At 65.4% G+C, this 21,537-nt stretch carries 24 protein-coding genes and 1 pseudogene; 9 read left to right on the top strand and 16 right to left on the bottom strand.

Translation table 11 applies throughout. The features are described 5' to 3' along the window. Positions 1-92: 92 nt before the first annotated feature. The gene (locus tag AC1U2B_RS18890; protein WP_480217976.1) at positions 93-680 is read right to left on the bottom strand and encodes a DUF6611 family protein; all 588 of its coding nucleotides are present in this window, start codon (positions 678-680) and stop codon (positions 93-95) included. Positions 681-869: 189 nt separating this feature from the next. On the opposite strand from AC1U2B_RS18890, the gene kdpA reads away from it, so the two are divergent. Beyond that, positions 870-2,531, top strand: a complete 1,662-nt coding sequence (gene kdpA, locus AC1U2B_RS18895; RefSeq protein WP_480218108.1) for a potassium-transporting ATPase subunit KdpA — start codon at positions 870-872, stop codon at positions 2,529-2,531. Here kdpA and AC1U2B_RS18900 read toward each other — a convergent pair. The 5 genes from AC1U2B_RS18900 to AC1U2B_RS18920 are packed head-to-tail and all read right to left on the bottom strand — an operon-like array spanning position 2,528 to position 8,318. Beyond that, entirely contained in the window at positions 2,528-3,271 is a 744-nt protein-coding gene (locus AC1U2B_RS18900) for a gamma-glutamyl-gamma-aminobutyrate hydrolase family protein (protein ID WP_480217977.1), read from the bottom strand. The genes kdpA and AC1U2B_RS18900 overlap by 4 nt on opposite strands. Positions 3,272-3,275: 4 nt before the next feature. Further along, positions 3,276-4,475, bottom strand: a complete 1,200-nt coding sequence (locus AC1U2B_RS18905; RefSeq protein WP_480217978.1) for an acyl-CoA dehydrogenase family protein — start codon at positions 4,473-4,475, stop codon at positions 3,276-3,278. A gap of 18 nt (positions 4,476-4,493) precedes the next feature. Further along, on the bottom strand, positions 4,494-5,531 hold the full coding sequence (locus tag AC1U2B_RS18910; RefSeq protein ID WP_480217979.1) for an LLM class flavin-dependent oxidoreductase: 1,038 nt from the start codon (positions 5,529-5,531) through the stop codon (positions 4,494-4,496). Then, positions 5,528-6,865, bottom strand: a complete 1,338-nt coding sequence (locus AC1U2B_RS18915; RefSeq protein WP_480217980.1) for a glutamine synthetase family protein — start codon at positions 6,863-6,865, stop codon at positions 5,528-5,530. Before AC1U2B_RS18915 ends, AC1U2B_RS18910 begins: the two co-directional genes overlap by 4 nt. A gap of 1 nt (position 6,866) precedes the next feature. Continuing rightward, positions 6,867-8,318 carry an APC family permease gene (locus tag AC1U2B_RS18920; RefSeq protein WP_480217981.1) on the bottom strand — a complete coding sequence of 484 codons (1,452 nt, stop codon included), beginning with the start codon at positions 8,316-8,318 and terminating at the stop codon, positions 6,867-6,869. A gap of 237 nt (positions 8,319-8,555) precedes the next feature. Here AC1U2B_RS18920 and AC1U2B_RS18925 point away from each other — a divergent pair, with 237 nt between their 5' ends. After that, positions 8,556-9,257 carry a MetQ/NlpA family ABC transporter substrate-binding protein gene (locus AC1U2B_RS18925; protein WP_480217982.1) on the top strand — a complete coding sequence of 234 codons (702 nt, stop codon included), beginning with the start codon at positions 8,556-8,558 and terminating at the stop codon, positions 9,255-9,257. 3 nt (positions 9,258-9,260) lie between these two features. On the opposite strand, the gene AC1U2B_RS18930 is transcribed toward AC1U2B_RS18925, so the two are convergent. Continuing rightward, on the bottom strand, positions 9,261-9,779 hold the full coding sequence (locus AC1U2B_RS18930; protein WP_480217983.1) for a winged helix-turn-helix domain-containing protein: 519 nt from the start codon (positions 9,777-9,779) through the stop codon (positions 9,261-9,263). A 180-nt stretch (positions 9,780-9,959) separates the two neighbouring features. On the opposite strand from AC1U2B_RS18930, the gene AC1U2B_RS18935 reads away from it, so the two are divergent. Beyond that, entirely contained in the window at positions 9,960-10,757 is a 798-nt protein-coding gene (locus AC1U2B_RS18935; RefSeq protein WP_043985561.1) for a DUF1906 domain-containing protein, read from the top strand. A 14-nt stretch (positions 10,758-10,771) separates the two neighbouring features. Here the strand turns inward: AC1U2B_RS18935 and abc-f are convergent, their stop codons facing one another. From abc-f to AC1U2B_RS18955, 4 genes are read right to left on the bottom strand one after another with little or no spacing between them, the layout of a single operon-like run. Next, the gene (abc-f, locus tag AC1U2B_RS18940) at positions 10,772-12,418 is read right to left on the bottom strand and encodes a ribosomal protection-like ABC-F family protein (protein ID WP_480217984.1); all 1,647 of its coding nucleotides are present in this window, start codon (positions 12,416-12,418) and stop codon (positions 10,772-10,774) included. Between the two features lie 46 nt (positions 12,419-12,464). Continuing rightward, positions 12,465-13,052: a TIGR03086 family metal-binding protein gene (locus tag AC1U2B_RS18945; RefSeq protein WP_480217985.1), complete on the bottom strand. Its 588-nt coding sequence runs from the start codon at positions 13,050-13,052 to the stop codon at positions 12,465-12,467. A gap of 5 nt (positions 13,053-13,057) precedes the next feature. After that, positions 13,058-13,531 (bottom strand): SRPBCC family protein, encoded by a 474-nt coding sequence (locus AC1U2B_RS18950; RefSeq protein WP_260934950.1) that lies wholly within the window; start codon positions 13,529-13,531, stop codon positions 13,058-13,060. After that, positions 13,528-13,884, bottom strand: coding sequence for an ArsR/SmtB family transcription factor (locus AC1U2B_RS18955; RefSeq protein WP_480217986.1), 357 nt, complete (start codon positions 13,882-13,884; stop codon positions 13,528-13,530). Before AC1U2B_RS18955 ends, AC1U2B_RS18950 begins: the two co-directional genes overlap by 4 nt. Positions 13,885-14,179: 295 nt before the next feature. On the opposite strand from AC1U2B_RS18955, the gene AC1U2B_RS18960 reads away from it, so the two are divergent. After that, positions 14,180-15,478 carry a DUF445 domain-containing protein gene (locus AC1U2B_RS18960; protein ID WP_260934945.1) on the top strand — a complete coding sequence of 433 codons (1,299 nt, stop codon included), beginning with the start codon at positions 14,180-14,182 and terminating at the stop codon, positions 15,476-15,478. Beyond that, positions 15,475-16,443, top strand: a complete 969-nt coding sequence (locus tag AC1U2B_RS18965; protein ID WP_043391625.1) for an Abi-alpha family protein — start codon at positions 15,475-15,477, stop codon at positions 16,441-16,443. Before AC1U2B_RS18960 ends, AC1U2B_RS18965 begins: the two co-directional genes overlap by 4 nt. 8 nt (positions 16,444-16,451) lie before the next feature. Here the strand turns inward: AC1U2B_RS18965 and AC1U2B_RS18970 are convergent, their stop codons facing one another. Further along, positions 16,452-16,889: a hypothetical protein gene (locus tag AC1U2B_RS18970; RefSeq protein ID WP_480217987.1), complete on the bottom strand. Its 438-nt coding sequence runs from the start codon at positions 16,887-16,889 to the stop codon at positions 16,452-16,454. Between the two features lie 52 nt (positions 16,890-16,941). Further along, the gene (locus AC1U2B_RS18975; protein WP_480217988.1) at positions 16,942-17,292 is read right to left on the bottom strand and encodes a hypothetical protein; all 351 of its coding nucleotides are present in this window, start codon (positions 17,290-17,292) and stop codon (positions 16,942-16,944) included. Positions 17,293-17,365: 73 nt separating this feature from the next. On the opposite strand from AC1U2B_RS18975, the gene AC1U2B_RS18980 reads away from it, so the two are divergent. Continuing rightward, the gene (locus AC1U2B_RS18980) at positions 17,366-17,566 is read left to right on the top strand and encodes a hypothetical protein (protein ID WP_480217989.1); all 201 of its coding nucleotides are present in this window, start codon (positions 17,366-17,368) and stop codon (positions 17,564-17,566) included. 135 nt (positions 17,567-17,701) lie between these two features. Here AC1U2B_RS18980 and AC1U2B_RS18985 read toward each other — a convergent pair. Continuing rightward, positions 17,702-17,815 (bottom strand): annotated as a pseudogene (locus tag AC1U2B_RS18985) (MBL fold metallo-hydrolase); the annotation flags it as partial. Positions 17,816-17,953: 138 nt separating this feature from the next. Between AC1U2B_RS18985 and AC1U2B_RS18990 the strand changes: the two are divergent. Next, positions 17,954-18,826, top strand: a complete 873-nt coding sequence (locus AC1U2B_RS18990) for an arylamine N-acetyltransferase family protein (RefSeq protein WP_480217990.1) — start codon at positions 17,954-17,956, stop codon at positions 18,824-18,826. Positions 18,827-18,844: 18 nt separating this feature from the next. Here AC1U2B_RS18990 and AC1U2B_RS18995 read toward each other — a convergent pair whose 3' ends face one another. Then, positions 18,845-19,675: a MerR family transcriptional regulator gene (locus AC1U2B_RS18995; protein WP_480217991.1), complete on the bottom strand. Its 831-nt coding sequence runs from the start codon at positions 19,673-19,675 to the stop codon at positions 18,845-18,847. A gap of 129 nt (positions 19,676-19,804) precedes the next feature. On the opposite strand from AC1U2B_RS18995, the gene AC1U2B_RS19000 reads away from it, so the two are divergent. Together AC1U2B_RS19000 and AC1U2B_RS19005 are read left to right on the top strand one after the other, a co-directional pair. Next, positions 19,805-20,143, top strand: coding sequence for a nuclear transport factor 2 family protein (locus AC1U2B_RS19000; RefSeq protein ID WP_480217992.1), 339 nt, complete (start codon positions 19,805-19,807; stop codon positions 20,141-20,143). Further along, positions 20,140-20,979 carry an SDR family NAD(P)-dependent oxidoreductase gene (locus AC1U2B_RS19005; RefSeq protein ID WP_480217993.1) on the top strand — a complete coding sequence of 280 codons (840 nt, stop codon included), beginning with the start codon at positions 20,140-20,142 and terminating at the stop codon, positions 20,977-20,979. The genes AC1U2B_RS19000 and AC1U2B_RS19005 overlap by 4 nt, the downstream gene beginning before the upstream one ends. A gap of 28 nt (positions 20,980-21,007) precedes the next feature. On the opposite strand, the gene AC1U2B_RS19010 is transcribed toward AC1U2B_RS19005, so the two are convergent. Beyond that, entirely contained in the window at positions 21,008-21,523 is a 516-nt protein-coding gene (locus AC1U2B_RS19010) for a type II toxin-antitoxin system RelB family anti-toxin (RefSeq protein ID WP_480217994.1), read from the bottom strand. Positions 21,524-21,537: the final 14 nt, after the last annotated feature.

The following is a 21,537-nucleotide window of genomic DNA, read 5'->3' on the forward strand; positions in this document are numbered from 1 at the left end:
GTCATTTCGTGGTGGTGACGTGCAACCATGACCATTGAGAATCTCCTTGATGTGAGGTGGAACGGCCGTCTGTCAGATTCAGTCGAAACCGTTCAGGGACAGTGGTGTTCGTTGGCGGTTTGGGCTGCTCCGAGCCGGTCGTAGACCTGCCACCAGATCGCTTCGTGAGCGCTTACCGACAAGCGGCCCTGATCACGCAACATGTCTGCGGCCCGGAGCTTGCCCACCAGTACTTTCAGCTCGACGTACTCGGCTTCGAATTGCTCATCGGGTCGGCCGGCGAACCGGGTGATGCAGAGTGTCCGAATCTGAGCGTGCGATCGTGCGACCCGGGCGAAGAGCGCGACCCCAACTCCCAGCCACACGACGGTCGGAATGGCGAACTGCAGCCAGGATGTCGCAGCACCAAGCAGCAGAAGGGAAAACAGCCACAGGACGGTGCCCCACGTCGGCCACGCCCGCCACGCGCGCAGCCAACGGCGCTCGACATTGTCGATGCCAGGTGGGTACACGACCAGCCAATAGCGTGTGACGCCGTAGCGGGTGGGTGAGACGCTCAACGACCCCCACACGTGGTCGCCGTCCAGCAGGCGAGTCCACCACCGCCTGGAGGCAGGCGCCCAACTGGGCAGCGGCTGGGGCCAGCGATCACCGCCGACCCAGTAGTGCGGGTTCTCCATGTATGTCGGTCTACTCGCTCGCCGGCGGGGCGGACGGGATGTGTACGGAATCCTTACGCAGCTGGAGGCGATCTTTACAGCGGGTGTTCAGATCGCGTCAAGACCAGGTCATATTCCTCGGATGCGGGTCTAACGTCGGCCCCCGCGGCGCGTGGCATGCCGCAGGCTGACGCAGGAGGGGCAGTGACTATGCATTGGGGACCGGCGGCGTGGCTGCAACTCATCACGATCGTCGCGATCCTGGCACTGCTGCATGTGCCGTTGGGCAACTACATCGCATCGGTCTACTCCAGCGAAAGGCATTGGCGTGCTGAGCGATTGATCTATCGAATAGTTGGAGTGCAGCCGGATCGCGAACAGCATTGGGTCTGGTACGCGGCATCGGTGGTCGCGTTCTCGGTGGTCAGCGTGGCCGTGCTGTTCAGTCTGCTGATGCTGCAAACCCAGCTGCCCGCACCTTGGGGCGTACCAGGAATGACGCCGTTGCTCGCGCTGAACACTGCCGTCAGCTTCGTCACCAACACCAGTTGGCAGAACTATGCCGGCGAGTCGACGCTCGGTCACTTCGGACTGACCGTCGGCCTGGGCGTGCAGGCCTTCGCCAGCTCCGCCGTCGGCATCGCCGTGGCCATCGCGCTGATACGCGGCATCGTGCGTCGTCAGACATTCGAACTCGGCAACTTCTGGGTGGACCTGGTGCGCGGCATCATCCGGATCCTGATCCCGATGGCGCTGATCATCGCGGTCCTGCTCACCGCACTCGGTGTGATGGAGACCTTCGGTCCGGCACAGGCGATCGGCAGCCTGGCCGGCGGCTCGCAGACCTTGCCGTCCGCGCCGGTTGCGTCGTGGGAGTCCATCAAGCTGATGTCCGGCGACGGCGGTGGTGCCTTCAACGCCAACAGTGCGCACCCGTTCGAGAACCCGACACCGCTGACCAACGTCATCGAGATCGTGACCATGGCCGCCATCCCGTTATCGCTGGTCCGCACCTACGGTGTCATGGTCGGCGACCGGCGTCAGGGCTGGGCCTTGCTGGCCGTAGTTGTCACACTGTTCGGATTGGGTACCGCGGCCGTCGGGATGTCGGAAGCGATGCCGCACGGCACCGTCACCAGCGCAGTCGGTACTGCGCTGGAAGGCAAGGAGATTCGCTTCGGAATACCCGGTAGTGCGCAGTTCGGCCAGGTGGCCACCGCTACCGCGGACGGCGCGGCCAACTCGTCCTACGACAGTTTCACCAGCGTTGGTGGCGGCGTGCTGATGGCCAACATGATGCTGGGCGAGATCAGCCCCGGCGGCACGGGCAGCGGGCTGTACGGTTTGGTCGTCATCGCGCTGCTCGCCGTGTTTCTCGGCGGTCTGATGATCGGCCGCACGCCGGAGTATCTGGGCAAGCGGGTCAGCGCCCGGGAGATGAAGTTGGTCAGCCTGGCGGTGCTCACCCCGCCGGTGACGGTACTGACCGGCGTCGCGATCTCGATGGCGCTGCCGGCCGGCGCCAACGCCACGACCAACTCCGGGCCACACGGGCTGTCCGAGGTGCTGTATGCGTTGACCAGTTGTGTCGCGGGTAACGGCAGCGCGTTCGGCGGATTCAGCGGAAACACAACAGGATTCAACATCGGTCTGGCGGCGGCAATGATCATCGGCCGGTTCGTGCCGATGATGCTGGTGCTCGCCCTGGCCGCCAGCTTCGCCAGGCAGAGTTCCGGGGCAGTCACCGACGGCACACTGCGCACTCACCAACCATCGTTCGTGGGGCTGATGATCGGCGCCGCCCTGATCGTGGTCGGACTGGAGTACCTGCCGGCACTCGCGTTGGGCCCCATCGTCGAACGGTTGTCCTAGCAGGCTGTCGGTGCGCTGCGGTCGGGCGTTGCAGCTGATTCGATCAGCCGCGCCAATGCCACGAATGGCGCGCGCCGCACCGCTTCCGACGTGCCCGGTGCCTCCGGATGCCACTGCACCGCAAGCACCCAACCGTCGACGGCCTCGAACGACTCGATCAGGCCGTCGGCAGCATAACCCGTCGCCACCAGCCCGGCGCCCAGCGATGCGATGCCCTGGTGGTGCGCCGACGCCACGACGATCCGGTCAGAGTCATGTGCGGCGTGGACTCGGCTATCTGCTGTCAGGGCAACCGTGTGCCAACCGAACAGCTCGCCGGCGGTGATGCTCTGGTGCGGGACTTCGCTTGGTACCAGGTCGATCTGGAGATCGCCGCCCCGAAGTACGTTCAGTACCTGCGCTCCACGACAGATGCCGAGCACCGGCAAGCCGGCGTCCTGTGCCCGCGCCGCCAAGGTGAAGTCGAGTTCGTCCTGCTCGTCGTTGACGTCGTACACCACCTCGGTAGTGGCCTGTCCGTACCGTTGCGGGTTGATATCGCCGCCACCGGGCAGCACGAGTCCACTGACGCCGGACAGTGCGACAAACGGGTCGTCGACGACCAGCGGGGTAAGCCCGGCATCGGCGACCAGATCGACAATCCGGTCGAAGAGGTCATTCGCCGCGACGACTCGTGGGTCGTCTCCCAGTGAGAACCGGCGCGGCACGACAACAACGGGCGAGGCCACTCCTGTCGCCACGGGTTCAGAAGTATCCGGAGTTGGGCGGAAGCGCGCCGTTGACAACGAAATCTCCAGTCGCCCAGGACTTGTACGCGAGCGGGTTGTGGCTTGCGATGGTTCGCGCATTGCGCCAGTGCCGGTCCAGGTTCAGTGTTCGCGCGGTGGCCGACGCACCGCCGGTGTCGAACAGCCGCTGCGCGGCGTCGAGGGTGAGTCGTTCCGCGACGAGTTGGGCCTTCGCCACCTCGATCGCGGCCTCACCGATGGCGCGCTGATCGTCGATCTGGCCGGCATCCACCACGCGATCCAGCGCCTCCGCGGCATGGAGGGTGACCGCCGTGGCCGCCGACGTCCAGGCCGCGATCTCCCCAACTGCCTGCAGGATGAACGGATCCTGCGTCGCCGCGGGGCTGAGTGCGTGTGCCGCAGGGCGCGCCTTGTTCTGGACGAACCAGATGGCATCGCGCAGGACGCCGTTGGCAATTCCCACTGCCACCGCAGTCAGGTACAGCTGCAGGAAAGTCTGGCTGTGGGCGAGCCGGTGGTCCTCAGGGACCAGCGAGACCTCATCGTCGTAGACCGGCACGGCATCGAATGTTGTTGCACCGCTGGCGGTCAGTCGCTGCCCGAAGCCGTCCCAGTCGTCGTACAGCGTCACGCCTTGCCGGTCGACGGGAATGATCGCGTGCACTTCGCGACCGTCTTCCCGTTCGGCGGAGACCGCGATCAGATCCGCGTACAGGGTTCCGGTCGAGTAGAACTTCTTGCCGTCCAACCGATATCGACCGTCACCGGTGGAACGCAATGTGGTGCCCACTGCTGCTGGGGACGCGCCCACCGCTTCGGTGATCGCGTTGCCGACGATCTTTCCGCTGAGGACCTCGGGGAACCACTGGGCACGCAGACCTTCATCGCCCCGGTTGCCCAGGAGCCGTTCCACGAATCCGAAATGGGCGCGGAGCGCTTGGGCGACGTTGGAGCTGGCCTGCGCAATGTCGATCACCGTCTCGACGACGTCGACGATGGAACCGCCTGGGCCGCCGTACTCCGGTGGGATCCGCAGTGCCAGTACGCCGGTGTCGGCGATCGCCCTAGTCGACTCGTGGTGCAGGGTGCGGTTCAGTTCATGGTGGGCGTCGTCGTCGCCGAGCTTTTCGACGACCGACGCCAACAGCGCCCGCCGGTCAGCGACGGAGCCTGCGGCCAACGCCGTAACGGTCATGGGAGTTTCCTTCTCAGCTCATCGAAACAGGGGCAGGATGTGGGTCGCGAAACGTTCCATCTCGGTTTCCAGAGGCTGGAACTGCAACATGAACAGGTCGATACCGAGGTTGGCGAACGTCGTGATCCGTTCGGCCACTTGCTCATAACTGCCGATGAGGCCGGCCAGGGTGCCGCCGTTGGTGCCCACCCGCGCAACACCCTCATGCACTTTGAACATCGCGGTGGCGGGATCGGCTCCAGCGGTGCGGTCCCGTTGCCCCTCCCCGCCGACGAGACTTTGCAAGTACCGGAACTCGTGCTCCGCTTCCTCCGCCGACTCTCGGGCAATCACAAATGCAGACAAGCCAAACTGCAAGGGGTCCGGCTTGTTCCGTTCACGACGCCGCATGTCATCGATGAGTTCTGCGGCCTCCTGTGGCGGGCGTCCGTTCAGGAAGAACACGTCGGCCTCCGCGGCCGCCAACGCGCGCGCTGCTTCGGATTCACCGCCGAGGTACACCCGGGGTGTGCGTTCGAGCGCCGGCCGCAACTGAGCACCCGCCGCCACGGCCCCGTCCAGTCCCGACTCGATGGCATCGCCGCGCCACAGCCGGCCCACGACGTCGAGCCATTCGCGGGAGTATTCGTAACGATCACCATGGTTGACGTCGCCGAGCCCAATCGCCTCCAGTTCGGGGAGGAACCAGCCACTGACGAGGTTGATCGCCAATCGGTCGGCGGCGATCTGTTCAATGTTGGCAACGGTTTTCGCGAATACCAGCGGATTGAACAGCAACGGCTTGATCGCGCCGATCAGCTCGACCCGGCTGGTGGCCTCGGCGAGCCCGGCGAGCGTCGACCAGGTTTCCAGCACATCGTGTTCAGCGCCACCAGGATGGAGCACGTGTTGGGCCACCAACGTTGAATCGAAGCCCAGCTCTTCGGCCCTGACGATGAGATCGCGCGTCCGCTGGTAGCTGGCGTCGGGGATCTCGGTGGGATGCGTTCTGGCGCCCCAAGTTCCGTAAACGGGCGCCCACACCCCGAACCGGGGCGCGGTCAGTGTGGCAGTCATGAATTCTCCAGGTAGCGCCGGAACTCCCAGTCAGTGACCGCACCGGAATACTCATCCCACTCGCTCTGTGCGATCTCGGCGAAGTCGTGCACGGAGTCCCCGCCCAAGATGTCCACGATGGCGTCATCGCTACGCGCCAGCGCGATGGCGACGCCAAGCGATTCAGGTAGCCGCACCCCCACGTCGTAGAGGTTGCCAGTCAGAGGGCCGGGCGGATTGCGTCTGGCTTCCAGGCCCGCCACGACAGCGGCCAGCGCAGATGCGATGAGCCAGTAGGGGTTTGCGTCGGATGCGCCCGTGCGCAGCTCGATTCGGGTGGCCTGCGGCGTCGACTCCAGAAGGGACCGGACCGCGGACGTCCGGTTGTCCCGACTCCACGTCAAGGTTGCGGGGGCGAACGAGCCGGGGACGTATCGGCGGTACGCGTTGACCGAGTGGGCCCCGAACAGCGTGATCGACGGCAGGTGTTCGAGCAGGCCGGCGATGGCATGGAGGCTGACCTGGCTCTCTGCGCCGTCGGCGCCGGCGAGGACCGGCTCGCCGTCTCGCCACAACGAGATGTGCAGGTGCGCAGAGCTTCCGGAGTGCTCGGAGAACGGTTTGGGCATGAACGTGGCCAGCTTGCCGTTGCGGCGAGCGATCTCCTTGACCGCGTACTTGAGCCGAGCGCTGTTGTCGGCGGCATCGAGTGCGTCGCTGTAGACCAGGTTTGCTTCAACCTGTCCGGGACCGTATTCGGTGAGCAGGCCCTCCAGTGAGGTGAATGAGCGCAACACCGAATAGAGCTCGCTGAGTAGGGGTTCGAGAGTGTTGGCGTTCTGCAGCGAGTAGGCGTGGACGTCGTTCTGGAAGATCGATCCGTCGGGGTTGAGCAGGTAGAACTCGAACTCGGCGCCAACTTTGGCGGTGTATCCGAGTGCCTCGAGACGCTCGATGACCCGCCGCAAGACACCGCGGGGATCGAGCGGTGACGGCGTCCGGTCGTGGGTGACGATGTCGGAGATGACGTGTCCCACACCGGGCCGCCACGGCAACTCCCGGAAGGTGCTCAGGTCGGGAACCGCGAAAGCGTCCGGGTAACCCGTGTTCCAGTTGGTCGACCGGAGGCTTTCGATGACTCGCGCGTTGGAGTTCCACGCGAGCGCGCCATCGCAGAAGCCGAAGCCGGATGTTTCGGCGCGACTGCGGAACTGGTCGGCGGGCACCCGCTTGCCCAGCGCGTGGCCGAACTGATCACTCCACGCCACCTCGACCTCGGTGATGACTCCGGAGTCGAGCAGATCGACAACGCTCCTGTGCCGCTGGTCCGTTGCGGCTTCGGTGGTCACAGACATCTCAGCCCTCCTCTGCGGCCGGCGTCAGCGACTCAGTTCGGGCGCGGCGGTAGCCCAGCACGGCACCGCCCACGAAACCCACTACGAGCACCAGGATTACGGCCAGTGCCAGACCCGACGAGCCGCCGACCAGGTCTTTGAGGTTCACCAGGATCAGTCCCAGGAACGCCACCAGGCCGACCAAGCCGAGGGCCGGGGCAACCCGGACACGCCACACCGAATGATGCCGTCGGTCCTTCGCGAAGAATGTCAGGACCGCCGCACTGGTGAGGACCATCAAAACCAGCACACCGACCGTGGTGATCCCGGACAGCCAGGTGTAGAACTCCGTGCTCGGGTCCAGCTGAGTCACCGTCGCGACGCCGATGACCGCGAGGACCAGTGCCGACAGAGCCAGCGATGCGACGTGCGGCGAGCCGTGGCGGGTGTGCGGCCGACCGAAGGCAGCGGGCAGCACGCCACGTCCGGACAACGCGAAGAGGTACCGGGATACCACGTTGTGGAAGGACAAGATGCAGGCGAAGAGGCTGGTGACGAACAAGACTTGAATGACGTCGGCTCCCACCACACCCAGGTAGCGCTGCGCGGTGTCCACGAGCATGGTGCCACCCGAATTCGTCGCGCGCTCAACAGCTTCGTGATCACCCCACGCCGAGATCAGTGCCCAGCTCGACACCGTGTAGAAGATGCCGATCACGGCCAGCGCGAGGTACGTCGCATAGGGAATGGTGCGGTCCGGATCGCGAGCCTCATCCCGGAAGATGGCCGTCGCCTCGAATCCGAGGAACGAGATGATCGCGAAGAGCAATCCGATTCCCGGTGCCCCCGAGACGATCTGCGCCGGGTTGAGCAATCCCGTTGACAGTCCATGGTCTCCACCGCGGCCGATGATGACCGCGTCGAGGACAACGACGATGGCGATCTCGGCGACGAGCAGGACCGCGAGTACTCGACTGGAGAGCTCGATGTTGCGATAGCCGAGATAGGTGATCACCGCCAGCCCTGCCAATGCCCACACCGGCCACGGCAACTGCGGTACACCGACCAAGCTCAACAATCCACCGAGCTGCGGCCCCAACAAGCCGTAGACCGCAGCCTCCATCGAGGCGTACGTGAGGATCGCCACGAAGGCGGCGCCGATGGCAGCAGTAACCCCAAAGCCCTGCTGCACATACGAAAAGAACGCGCCGGCCTCGCGGACGAAAGGCGTCATCGCGGTGAAGCCGATGGCGAACAGCAGCAGCACGACGGTGGCAATGACGAAGGTGGCCGGGAACCCCGGTCCGTTGCCGGTGGCGATGCCCAACGGCACCGGTCCCCCGATGACGCCCAGCGGTGCCGCCGCGGCCAGCACCATGAAGACGATGGCCGGAATGCCCAAATTCCCGCGTAGGCGCTGAGCGACGGCAGGAGGCCCACCGCCGGTACGCACCGCAGTATCTTCGACCGACATGGCCGGACCCCTCACTATTCGGCGAATATTGTTGTATGCAAAAGCTATTGGCCACACTCGTCCCGCTCCAGCCGGCGGGACACCGGCGCTGACAATGCGTCACATGCGGTAACACTCGGCACGTCAGATTCGGGAGCGGGTCGGTAGTCTTCGTGACACAGCGCCGTGTGCGCATAGCCAAAGGGGTTGTCCGTGGGGACCATTCGATCGATACATCGCGCGGGCCGCGTCCTGCGCGTGGGCGCGACCCCGGTGCCGCACGCCGAAATCCTCGAGCACGTCCGCCCCGCCCTAGCGCGCGCCGGAATCGACCTCCACATCGAAGTGTTCGATACCTTCGACGAACCGAACCAGCACCTGGTCGCCAGAGCGATCGACGCCAACTTCTTTCAGTACCTGCCATTCCTCGACGAATTCAATGCCTCGTCGGCCCAGCGGCTGGTCCCGGTCGCACCGGTACACATCGAACCGTTCGCGCTCTATTCGGAATCGATTGCCGCCGTTGGCGAGGTGCCGCAGTACGCGCAGGTCGCGCTGCCCGGCGATACCGCGAACGTGGGGCGGGCCTTGCGCATCCTTCATGACCTGGGTCTGGTGACTCTGCGTGATGACGAGCTGTCCACCCCCGGCGTCGACTCGATCGTCGAGAACCCAAAACAGTTGCTGTTCAAGGAAATCGCCAGTGCTCATCTGGCCGATGTCCTCGCGGACTTCGAACTGGTTTTCCTCTTCGGCAACTACGCCATGGACCGTCAGATCGACCTGCAGTCAGCCCTCTACTGCGATCGCGCGAATCGCGGCTATGCCGAATACCTGGTCGCGCGACCGGACAACCACGAGAGCGAACCAATCAGAATGTTGGCCCAAGCCTTGCAATCAGATTCCTTACGCTCGTTCATCGCCCGGTCGTACGGAGACCTCGTCGTGCCGGCGTTCTGACGATCAGGCAGACCGGATCGGACGCTGATCCCGGAACCGCGTCGAAGGCTGCGGATCAAAGCGATAGCCCTTGCCCCGAACAGTCGTCAACGTCAGAGCATGCACACCCAGCTTCACCCGGAGCCGTCGCACATGGGTATCGATGGTCCGCATCGAGGCGAACCCCGCGTCCCACACGTTTTCGATCAGCTCTTCTCGCGAGACGATCCGCCGGGGATGTTGCGCCAGATATGCCAGCAGTTCGAACTCTTTGTACGCCATCGCGATCAGGCGACCGTCGGCGCTGACCTGCCGGGTAGTTCGGTCAATGACCAATCCACCTATCGGCGCCGGTGGAGCACTACGAGCCGGGCCCGCGGCGACGGCCGACTTCTCGACCCGGGCGCCAGGCACCCGGTACGCGAGATACGCGCCGAACTCGTCCATCAGGGCCGTCACCTGTGCCAGCGCATCGCCGGATGCGGTGGCAAGCTCCACCGTCAGCACCAGCTGCGATGCCCGGACGGCGCGGCCCTGATACATCCACTCTCCCTTGTCGATCCGGACTCAAGTGTCCGCGAGGAAGGTCGCCATCGACATCGTTAGCGTCACTCTGAATCGAAGCGAGCCGTCGCGTTGACCGATGAAACAGTCCGGTCACGATCTGAACTCAGCAAGGACCGGCCACAACTTTCACATCTGTCGCATTGTTAACATCTCGAGATGCAGGACTTCCCGGAGACCACCGGCCTTCGGCGCCCGTTCTCGCGACGTGACGCGCTGCGCTATGCCGGCGCCGCATCGGCGCTGGCCGGCCTCGGCGCAGCAGGGCTCGGCATGCCGACGGCGTCAGCCGCCGCTCCCACGCTGATCGACTTCGCCATGAAGCAGATTCCGGCGCAAGACATTCGGGCCGCAGGCCATGCCGGCGTCGTCAACTACGTCTCGACGTCGCGCCCCGGCTCGACCATGGGCGCCAAGCCGATCACCCTGCCCTACGCCAAGTCGCTGGCCGCGGCGGGACTGGCGATCGTGAGCAACTATCAATACGGCAAGCCGGGTGGGACCGCGCCGTCGGACTTCACCCGCGGATACGCGGGCGGCGTCGCCGATGCGCGCACCGCCTGGCAGCTGCACACCGCGGCAGGCGGCGGCCAGAGCGCACCGATCTTCTTCTCCGTCGACGACGACATCAACCGCGAAACGTGGAACAACGTTGCGTTGCCGTGGTTTCGGGGCATCAACTCGGTGATCGGTGCGCAGCGCACCGGCGTCTACGGCGGCATCAACACGTGCCAGTGGGCCGCGGCCGACGGTGTCATCGGCCGCTCGACCACGCCCGGTCACGTGTGGGCGTGGCAGACCCGGTCCTGGTCCGGCGGGAAGATCTACCCGGCCGCCGTGATGTACCAGCGCATCGTGAGCACCGCGTCGAACCCCGGCCCGGTCGTGGGTGGGCTCGAAGTGGACGTCAGCGACGCCCTGGCCTCCGACGTCGGGCAGTGGAACCTGCATCCCTGAGGCGATAGCACCAGCTATAGCTCTGCAACGCGCCCGTTGTCGACCAGCCACGAGCGATCCAACCGAACGTTCTGCAACATCCGGCGATCATGGGTCACGAGCAGCAGTGCCCCGTCATAGCTCTTCAGCGCTTCCTCGAGTTGCTCGATGGCCGCCAGGTCGAGATGGTTGGTCGGCTCATCGAGCACCAACACGTTCGTCCCGCGTGCCTGCAATAAGGCAAGGCCCGCGCGGGTTCGTTCACCGGGCGACAGCTCGTCGACGGTGCGTTCCACGTGGTCGGCGCGCAGCCCGAATTTGGCGAGCAAGGTGCGCACATCCGCGGTCGTCCAGGACGGTACGAATTGCTCGAAGCGATCGACGAGCCGGCTGGCACCGGTGAAATCTGCACGCGCCTGGTCGATTTCGCCGATGGCGACGTTCGCGCCCAGGCTCGCCCGGCCCTCATCGGGCTGCTGCCGACCGAGCAGTAGCCGCAGCAGGGTCGACTTTCCCGCCCCATTGGGGCCGGTGATGCCGATCCGCTCGCCGGCGTCGACCTGCAGCGACACAGGCCCCAGCACGTAATCGCCTTGGCGCACAACGGCACTGTCCAATGTCGCGACAACGGAACTCGACCGCGGTGCGGCACCGATGGTGAACTGGAGCGTCCATTCCTTGCGGGGCTCTTCAACTTCTTCGAGGCGGGCGATCCGGCTCTCCATCTGCCGCACCTTCTGCGCCTGCTTCTCGCTGGACTCGGTTTGTGCGCTGCGCCGGTTCTTGTCGTTGTCGGGCGCCTTGCGCATCGCATTGCGCACACCCTGACTGGACCACTCCCGCTGCGTGCGTGCACGCGCCACGAGATCGGCCTTCTTATCAGCGAATTCGTCGTACTGTTCGCGACGGTGCCGACGGGCGACCTCGCGTTCTTCCAGATAGCTGTCGTAACCGCCGCCGAAGATGGTGGTCCTGTTCTGCGCCAAATCGAGTTCAAGGACGCGGGTTACGGTGCGGGCCAGAAACTCTCGGTCATGACTGACCAGCACGACCCCACCACGCAGGTTGCCGACGATCTCTTCCAGCCGGGCAAGACCGTCAAGGTCGAGATCGTTGGTCGGCTCGTCGAGCAGGACGATGTCGAACCGGGACAGCATCAGCGCCGCCAGCCCCACTCGCGCGGCCTGGCCGCCCGACAACGCGGTCATCAAAGTCGATTCCGGCCGCACCGCGTCGGAGTCGAGCCCCAGGTCGGCCAGCACCGCCGGCAGTCGTTCATCGAGGTCCGCCGCGCCGGTCGCGAGCCAGTGATCCAGCGCGTGTGAGTAGCTATCGGCGTCCGCTGCCGAATCCGCGAGCGCCTCAGCCGCCGCATCCATTGCCTGCGTCGCCGCGGCGCATCCGGTGCGCCGCGCGACGTACGCGGCAACGGTCTCCCCCGGCACCCGCTCGTGCTCCTGCGGCAGCCAGCCGACGAACGCGTCGGCCGGCGCCAGGCTGACCACCCCGTCCAGCGGTGCGAGTTCCCCCGCCAGAATCCGCAGCAGCGTGCTCTTACCGGCACCGTTCGAGCCGACCACACCGATCACATCGCCCGGCGCCACCGTCAGGTCGAGCCGCTCGAAGAGCGTGCGGTGGGCAAATCCGCCGGCCAGATTGTTCGTGACAAGCGTTGCGGTCATGGGTCAATGGTCGCATCACGGCGGCACGCCGATACCGGGCAAGCCCCTACGCGGGTTGGCGCGTGCCGCCCGACCACGCCGGGTCCCGACCGATGAACCCCATCAGCCGGGTAACCGGGTCCGCATCGTCCGCCACTGCGACGGGTGGCCCGTATTGCCCCGATGAGCGCAGCAGGTCCTCGATTTCGGTCATCCCGGCGAGCATCTGCGCGGCGAATTCGGGGTCCAGTCCCGATTTTCGGTCGTTGGCCGTGGCGAGATCCCAGGTGTGCATGTACACATCGGCGGTATAGAACCGGTCGATGGCGTCGGCAAGCCGGTGAGAACCGGCCATCGGATGGCTGAAGTCGCCGTCGGCTGCGTCACTGTCGAGCAGGCCCTGCACCGCCGCGGCGTGTGCGATCCACGCCGCGAGCGGGTCGTCGGCGACGGGTGGGCTTGCAGGCAGCGTCACACCGCCCGCACCGAGGAACTCGGTGAACCAACCGACCAGATGCGCGACGATGTCGCCTGCGGTCCAGTCGGTCACCGGCGTTGGAGCTGACCAATCCCGCACCGCCGCAGCATGTTCGGTGAACCCAGCGGCGACGGCGCGGTGCCGGTCGGCGAGCGTGAGTGCGTTGAGAACAACCATCGCGCTCAGAGACCGCCGACCAGTGCGTCGAGTTTCGCGTAGCCCTGATCGACGCCCGTCTCCATCCCGGACGCCAGCCAGGCGTCGCGTCCTTCGAAGCTGTCCACCAACGATTGCGCATGCAGCCTGGTGCGGCCGTCACCGAGATCTTCGAACCACAATGTCTCCAGGGAAACGTCGTCGGGCATGCCCTCGAAGGTGAAGGTCTGCACGATCTTGTCTTCGCCAACGGTGTGGAAGCAGCCGCGGAAGCCGAACTCCTGGCCGTCGCGGCTCGCGACATAGCGCCAGCTGCCGCCGTCTCGGGCGTCCCACTCCAGGATCCGGGTGTCCATACCGTCGGGTCCGACCCAGCGGGCGAACACCTCGGGATCAGTATGTGCCTTCAGCAATTGTGCTGGGGTGGCATGGAAATCGCGGGTGATGCGGATGAGTGGCACATCCTTGTCGGCTTCGATCACGGCCTGTGCGGTGTTCATGATGCTTTGCCCTTTCGTCGCGGTTTCGCTTCGGTGTCATTCATCTCTGCCAGCACCGCATCCAGGCGCTGGTAACGCTGTTCGGCCTGCTGTTGGTAGCGCTCGATCCACTTGGTCATCAGGTCGAACACCTGCGCTTCCAAGTGCACCGGGCGGGTCTGTGCCGCGCGGCCCCGGCTGACCAGTCCCGCGTCCTCGAGCACTTTGAGGTGCTTGGAGACCGCTTGCATGCTGACGTCGTACGGTTCGGCGAGTTCGCTGACCGTGGCGTCGGCCGTCGTCAGCCGGGCGACAATGTCCCGACGGAGCGGATCACTCAGCGCCGCAAATACTTTCGACAACTGGTCCGTCATTCTGTTCCTCAACTATTTGGTTGAGTACGAGTGTGCGCGCCAGCACCGAGCTTTGTCAACCTTTTGGTTGAGTACGAGTCCGCGCGGCAGTCACGGTAAGTGTGTCCACTCCGACTGATACCGGGCTGAGGCGAAAGCGTGGCTCAGTACAGCAACCTGACGCGGCACCAACCGATAATGTGCACTCGCACAGGCGGCAAAGCCACGCATGGTCGCGGATCAACGTGCTCGACGAAAGGCGGTGAGGACTACGTTCGGCGAATTCTGGAGTTGGTTTGTCAATCGAGACTGGACGTTGAGCCAGATCCACACCCCGATGGAGTGGTTCGCGTTCCTCAGCATCCCGTTGTTCACCGCGGTGATCGGCTGGCTCATCAACTGGACCGGCCTGATCATGCTGTTCTACCCGGTCAACTTCCACGGGTTCAGAATCCCGGGGATGCGGGAGCTGGCACGGCTGCTGCCGCACAAACTGCAGGAAATCCCCGGCATCCTGCAAGGCGGTGTCGGCTGGCAGGGCATCGTGCCGGCGCGCGCGGCCAAGATGGGCTCGATCGCGTCCGACAAGGCCATTGCCAAGCTCGGTACGCCTGCGGAGTTCTATCAGCAGCTCGAGCCGGACAAGATCGCCGAGCACATCGTCCGGCTTTTCCAGCCCGAGATCCCGCAGCTCGTCGATGAGGTGATGGTCGCCAACGACCCGCAGTTCTGGCGCGACCTACCTACCGTCGGCAAACGCGCGATCGTCGCCAGGGTCCAGTCGCAATTACCGGAAGTGGTGCAGTCGATCACCACCGAGATCGGCATCCACATCGACCAGTTGCTCGACCCCAAGATCATGGTCATCGAGCACTTCCGCAAGAACCCTGACCTAGTCATCCGCGTCTTCAAGGACATCGGCCAGCGCGAGCTCAACCTGATGGTCAACTTCGGCTTCATCTTCGGGTTCGTGTTGGGCATTCCCGTCGCGTTCATCGATCACTGGTTCCACACGTGGTGGATGCTCCCGACGCTGGGCGTCTTCGTCGGCTGGATCACCAACGCGCTCGGTATGTGGCTCATCTTCGAACCGACCGAACCGACCCGCTACTTCGGCATCAAGGTCCAGGGGTTGTTCCTCCGGCGGCAGGAGCAGGCCGCCGAGGTCTACGCCGGGATCATTGCCGACGACGTCATTACGCTGGAACGCATCGGCGACTTCCTGATCGACGGCCCGAGCGGCGACCGCACCCGCCAGCTGATGGGCGCCGCGCTGGGCCCGGCCATCGACCGGGCCGCCGGCCCGATCCGGGGCGCCGCACGCGTAGCACTCGGAGCCCAGGCTTACGACTCGATCAAGGCAGGCTTTGCCGCCGAGGCTGTCGGCCGGACGCTGACACCCTTCAAGGACGAAGAGTTCTCGAAGGCGCAGTCAGGGAAAATTCGCACGCTGATTGCCCAACGCACCAAAGAACTTCCGCCCACCGACTTCGTAGAGATGCTGCGGTCGGCTATCAAGGAAGATGAGTGGATGCTCTACGCTCACGGCGCGATCATGGGCGCGGCGGGTGGCTTCCTTCACTACGGCATTTTCTTGGGACTTGGTGTGGCATGAGTGACGACCGACGTCAGGGTTCCGGACGGCGCCACGCCCAGTGGGGACCGTTCAGCGCCACGTTTTCTCCCCCACCGGAGCAGTCCTCGTCGCTTATCCCCACGGGCGTCGGCGAAGCACTGCCCGGCCTGGTCCGCCTGGCCGCGACAGCCTGGGTACGTACCGCCGAGTGGACGCTGGTTGCGGGGCTCAAAACCGGTCGTCGCGCACTCGAGATAGCCGCTGACCCGGCATCCGCGGCCGACTCCGCCCGCGAGCTGATCGCCGGCGTCGCCCAGGCCGGCGCTGTTTTCGGTGAGGTGGCCAAAGCAGTCTCGAACGGCGTCTCGGTGTCACAGGCCGTCGTCCAGGTCAGTGCCTCGCTCACCGAGACGGTGACGACGACGCACGACGTGTCGCATCAGCAGGAAGAGCAAGAGCGCCAGCTCAAGATGGAGCAGTCGTTGCGGGCTCAGGGGCAGGCGCTGCTGACCCGCTCACGCGACGTGTGGAACACCGAGCGCGGCCACCCCGCATACGCCCGCATTCTCGAGGAGATGGCTCCCGACGAGGCCCGCATCCTGCTGTTACTCCTGCGCGGCGGACCGCAGCCGGCGGTCGACGTCCGCACGGGTGGCCCCATCGGCATGGTGTCCTCGAGGTTGGTGGCTCCGGGCCTCAACATGATCGGCCCGCGGGCGGGGCTGCGCTACCTGGATAACGTTCCCGCCTACCTCAACAATCTGTTCCGGCTGGGACTGATCTGGTTCTCGCAGGAGCAACTGCGCGACCCGCTGGAGTACCAGGTCGTCGAGGCGCAACCGGACGTCCTGGCCGCGATGCACTCGGTGCGTGCGCACAAGGTCGTCCGTCGCTCGATCCATCTCACGCCGTTCGGCGTCGACTTCTGCCGCGCCTGCCTGGTGGACGAGGGCGAAGACGTCGCGGCCCTGCCCGAGCATCAGGCGCCGCACGACATCGACTGACCGTCGCCTTACGCCGTGACGCGCATTTCAGCGCCCGGGTGCGAACTCAGCGTGATGACCACGGTGCCGCTGCCCGTCGCGAACGAGGTGCTCGCGTAGCCGATGAATCCGTAATGGCCGTCGATGGTCGACACCGAGGTGATGTCGCCACGTCCAGCTGCGCCGGTGTCGAGGTTTTTCCATGCGGCCGTCACGGTGAGGGTGCACGAACCGTCGTAGATGCCGGCGTCGTAGCGAATCGACACTCCGACGCCGTGCCCGACCTGGTCACCGATCTGTACCGGCGCCGCCTGCGCGTCGGCGCTGACGGTGCCGCCGCACGTCGGGGAGGCCACGACCGGAATCGCTGCGAGTTGCGCGAAGGCGTCGGCATTGGCCGTTGCCACCGACAGCGACGGCGCCAACAGCGCGGCGACGAGAGCTGCGGCAGGACGCGGTGAAATCATGCCTGTCCTATCGGCGATCACGCGGGCAGTGTTAGCACGCCGGGATACGCCGTCAGCCGACGCGCGGAACGACCAGCTTCGCGAGTTCGACGTCGTCTGCGCGATCCTGATCTGACCAGTCACCCTTGATATTTGCGACCTTCACGGAAACCACCAGTTCGTCCTTGACTGCCACGAGGCTCTCACCGGGGCCGAACCAGTAGGCCTCGAAACCGAGGGCGTCGACTCGGTTGTCCGGGCTGATGACGTGGAAATGGTTGATGGGGGCGGTCGGGTCGGTTGGCCTCGGCCGAATCGACACTTCGATTTCGCGGGTGGGGCCCGTGTAGTAGCAGGCGCCATCGCCGACGGGTACCGGCGGGTGACCGTCGTAGGAGAACTGCCTTTGGGCATCGTCGCCCACGTATTTCCTGGCGACGTCTGGGGTGAGCAGGTCGCACGGATGCGTCGTCTGCGCCGCGCTTGTTGGCGCAGCCGTGCGACTCGGCGCTGCGCTCGCAGTGGCGCTGGGTGTCGCACTCGCGGTGGTGGTCGATACAGACACAGTGGTGGTCGCCGCTGGCGGCGCGGTGACCGTCGTCGTCACTGACGGAGAGCTCGGCGTTTGGCACGCCGTAGCCCCGGCAATCACGGCCGCACCCATCAACGCAGTCAACCGAATTCCCGTAGACATCTGACTCCCTCGAGTTTGAATCAGCCGGCACGTCAGTCCGCCGCCGACTTCACGACGCATCCGCTGTTGTCGCTCCACCATGTCGGCATCAAGGTTGCCGTGGCCGCCTTGGGAAATTCTTGGGACGCCGTTCCGACTCTTACTGGCGGGCGTGGTGCGTGAGCTGGGAGGCGATGGACTCGATTGCCTGTGTCAGGTCCAAGTACGGGATGTTGGGGTCGCGTTCGTGGTAGATCGCGGTGACGATGACCGGCCGCCAAGGTCGAATACGCCTTCCTCAAACGGAATTGAATCCAGTACCCTCGCCGAGCTGGTCGACCTCATCTACCTGCCGGCAGTTGACTCAGCGTCACGCAAACAGGCATAGGGCCAGCCCATCTATCGTGGGGCTGTGACCACTTGGCATGGCGACGAACTCGACCTTGATGCTTACCTGACGCGCATCGGTTTCGATGGCGAGCGACTCCCGACGCCCGAAACCTTGGCGGCACTGCACCGCGCCCACACCACGTCGATCCCGTTCGAGAATCTCGAGATCATGCTCGGCCGGCCGATCGTCCTCGATCTGGATTCCCTGCACAACAAGCTGATTCGGCACAACCGCGGCGGCTACTGCTACGAACACGTCACGGTGTTCGCCGCGGCGCTGGAGCGACTGGGTTTCCGGTTCACCGCGCTCGCCGGCCGCGTCACCCTGGGCGCGGAGGCCGTGCGCCCGCGGACGCACGCGCTGATCGTCGTCGAATTCGACGACAGTCGACGCTGGCTGTGCGATGTCGGATTCGGCCGCGGACCACTCGAACCCATCGAACTCATCGAACTCATCGCGGGTAACGAGGTCGATCAAGACGGATGGCAGTTGCGACTGTCCCGTGCGCTGCTCGGCGCCGACACCGAAGTGCTACACCCCGACCAGTGGACGTTGTGGCAGCGGTCGAGTGTGGACGGCAAGGTCGAATGGCTCGACCGGCACGTCTTCACGCTCGACCCGCAGTACCCGATCGACTACGCGGTCGGCAACCACTTCGTGTCGACCTCGCCGCGATCACCGTTCACCGCCCGGCCGTTCGTCCAGCGATTCGCCGCCGACGTCCAGCATGTTCTCGACGGAACCATCTGGACCACAACGAATCCCGACGGATCTTGCTTCACACGCGACGTCGAGGTCGGCGACGTGCCGGCGTTGTTGGCCGACACCTTCGGCATCGAGTTGTCCGACGACGACAATGCGGCCCTCGTGGACTGGATGCGGGCACGCCTCTGAGCCGGCCGAGCGTTGCCATTATTCCGGCAGCGGGGTGGTGCTGAAGATCGGCCAACAGATTTCGGTGGCGGTGAACGCCGTCGGATCAGAGGGCGTGCTGCCGAGGTAGTGCTCACGGATCGGCCCCTGGCCGCTGATCAGATGCTCGTTGGCGTAAACGCCCAGTGCCCCGTAGCTGCGGTCGATACTTTCGTCGTGACCACCGGAGTGGGTGAGCACCGCGTATTCGGCCTTGGGTAACACCTCGACACGGACACCCTCGGCTGGGTCCGTCGATTGCGGCGCGGGCACGAATAGAGTTGCGTGGCCGCGTGATTCGAGGAACAGCGCGCGGTCGTAGAGGCCGCCCGGCACGACAGCGGATGGTGCACCCGCCGCCGCGGCAACTGCGTCCCGCAGTCTCGCCAGTGTCGCTGCGAACCAGCTGTCGATCTCGGATACCTCGATGGTGGCGCCGATGGACCAGACGGCGAGTGCCGGCTCTTGGCGCACCTGCACGAAGGCGGGAGTCTGCACGGGAGAAAGCAACTCGCGCAGCGCGCCAACGGTGTCACGCGTCTGCTGCAGCTGCACCTCCATCTGTTCGAGATGAGTCGTGATGATCTCGGTGCGCGTCGCGGCGTCGTCTGTGCTCAGCAGCGCCTTGATGTCGGGAATGGACATGCCGAGAGTGCGGAACCGGCGGATGATGTGCGCATGATCGACCTGGCTGGTGTCGTAGAAGCGGTAGCCGGTGTGCGCATCGATGTGAGCTGGTTCGAGAATCCCGATGTCGTGATAGTGCCGTAGCGCTTTCCTACTCAGGCTGGTCATCACGGCGAAGTCACCGATCGAAACCTGTGCGCCCACGACGTCCTCCTCATGCGATCGGCCGCCTGCGTTATCGGCTGAGGCCATCCTGCAGTCTCCCCCTGGGGCAAGGTCAACATCGCGGCCCAGGCTTGACCCTCCCCCTACGGGAAGCTCCACCGTGGGGTCATGATCACAGATTGGGATGCCCTCCCGGGCAACATAAAGACGTTCATGACCGCGCTCAGCACCCCGCAGGACGGCCGCGCGGTTGCCACCTTCACCGCCGATGCCGTCGTGACCGATGAGGGGCGCGACTACACAGGCCGTGACGAGATCGGGGCCTGGCTGACCGCCTCGGCCGGCGAGTACACCTATACCTCCGAGTTCACCGGCGCGACCACCACCGACACGACCATCGACGTCGGGCAGCATCTGGAGGGCAACTTCCCCGGCGGGGTCGTCGACCTGCACTACCGCTTCACGTTGGACGGCGCATCGATCAGCCGGCTGGTGATCGAGCCATGAGCAGGAGATGGTTCATCACAGGGGGCACGCCCGGCGGCTTCGGGGTGGCCTTCGCCGAGGCGGCGCTCGAGACGGGAGACCGCGTGGTGCTCACGTCCCGGCGTCCACAAGAGCTGGCGACCTGGGCCGAACAGTACGGTGATGCCGTTCTCGTCGTGCCGCTGGAACTCACCGATGGGGCGCAGGTGCAGCGCGCGGTGCGCGCAGCCGAGGAGCACTTCGGCGGCATCGACGTGCTGGTCAACAACGCCGGTCGCGGTTGGTACGGCTCAATCGAGGGGATGGACGAGACCTCGTTGCGGGCAATGTTCGAACTGAACTTCTTCGCTGTGCTGTCCGTGACGCGTGCCGTGCTGCCAGGCATGCGCGCCCGCGGAAACGGGTGGATCGTCAACGTGTCCTCGGTGGCCGGACGGGTGTCGGCAGTCGGATTCGGCTACTACAGCGCGACGAAGTTCGCCATCGAAGCCATCACCGATGCACTCCGCGACGAGGTTGCCGCACAGGGAATCTCCGTGTTGGCGGTCCAACCGGGGGCGTTCCGCACGAACGCCTACGCCGGCTTCACCAACGAGCCTGTCGCGGAGTCGATTCCGGAGTATCACGACATGCTGGAGCAGGTCCGCGCCGCCTTCGTCGGGATGGACGGAGCGCAGCCTGGCGATCCGCGCCGCGGAGCTCGTGCGGTGCTCGCGGCGATGGCCCAGGACCCGCCGCCGCGCCGACTGGTCCTGGGCAACAGCGGATACGACGCCGTGATCGATGCGCTGGAGCAGAACCTGGCCGACATCCGAGCCAGCGAAACACTCTCTCGCAGCGCGGATTTCCCCGCCTAACCGGACGGCTTGCGTCCTTCCGCCGGCCTCACCGCGGGGTGGTGATCACCACTACCGCTTCGGCAGCACCATCGACGGCGGCGAACCGGTGGCGGCGATCGCTCAGCCAACTCAGCGTCGCCCCCTCCTCGACCAGGCTCTCCTCACCGACCGGCCCGGCCAGCACCTTGCCGTCGACGACCGTGAGGTGCTCGCGAACGCCCACCCCGTGCGACGGCGAGATGTGCTCGGCGCCGTCGGGGAACTCCAGGCGGAACACCTCGACGGTCACCCGGGGCAGGTGCCGCACCGAGAGCAGCACCGTGCGCATCCCGCCGCCGGCGGCAGGGTGCACGCCCGGGGTCTCGCCGACCAGCGCGGTCAGCGGCACATCCAGGGGTTCACACAGGGCGTAGAGGGTCTCGACCGTGGGATTGCGACCGCCCGACTCGATCTCGGACAACGACCCCTTGCCCACCCCCGCTCGGCGGGCGAGCTCGGACAGGCTCAGACCCCGCTCGACCCGTAGCTCTCGCAGCCGGCGACCGACCTCTCCTGCGTACATCTCGCCATGATACG

Source organism: Mycolicibacterium sp. P4_G11, from assembly GCF_056555145.1.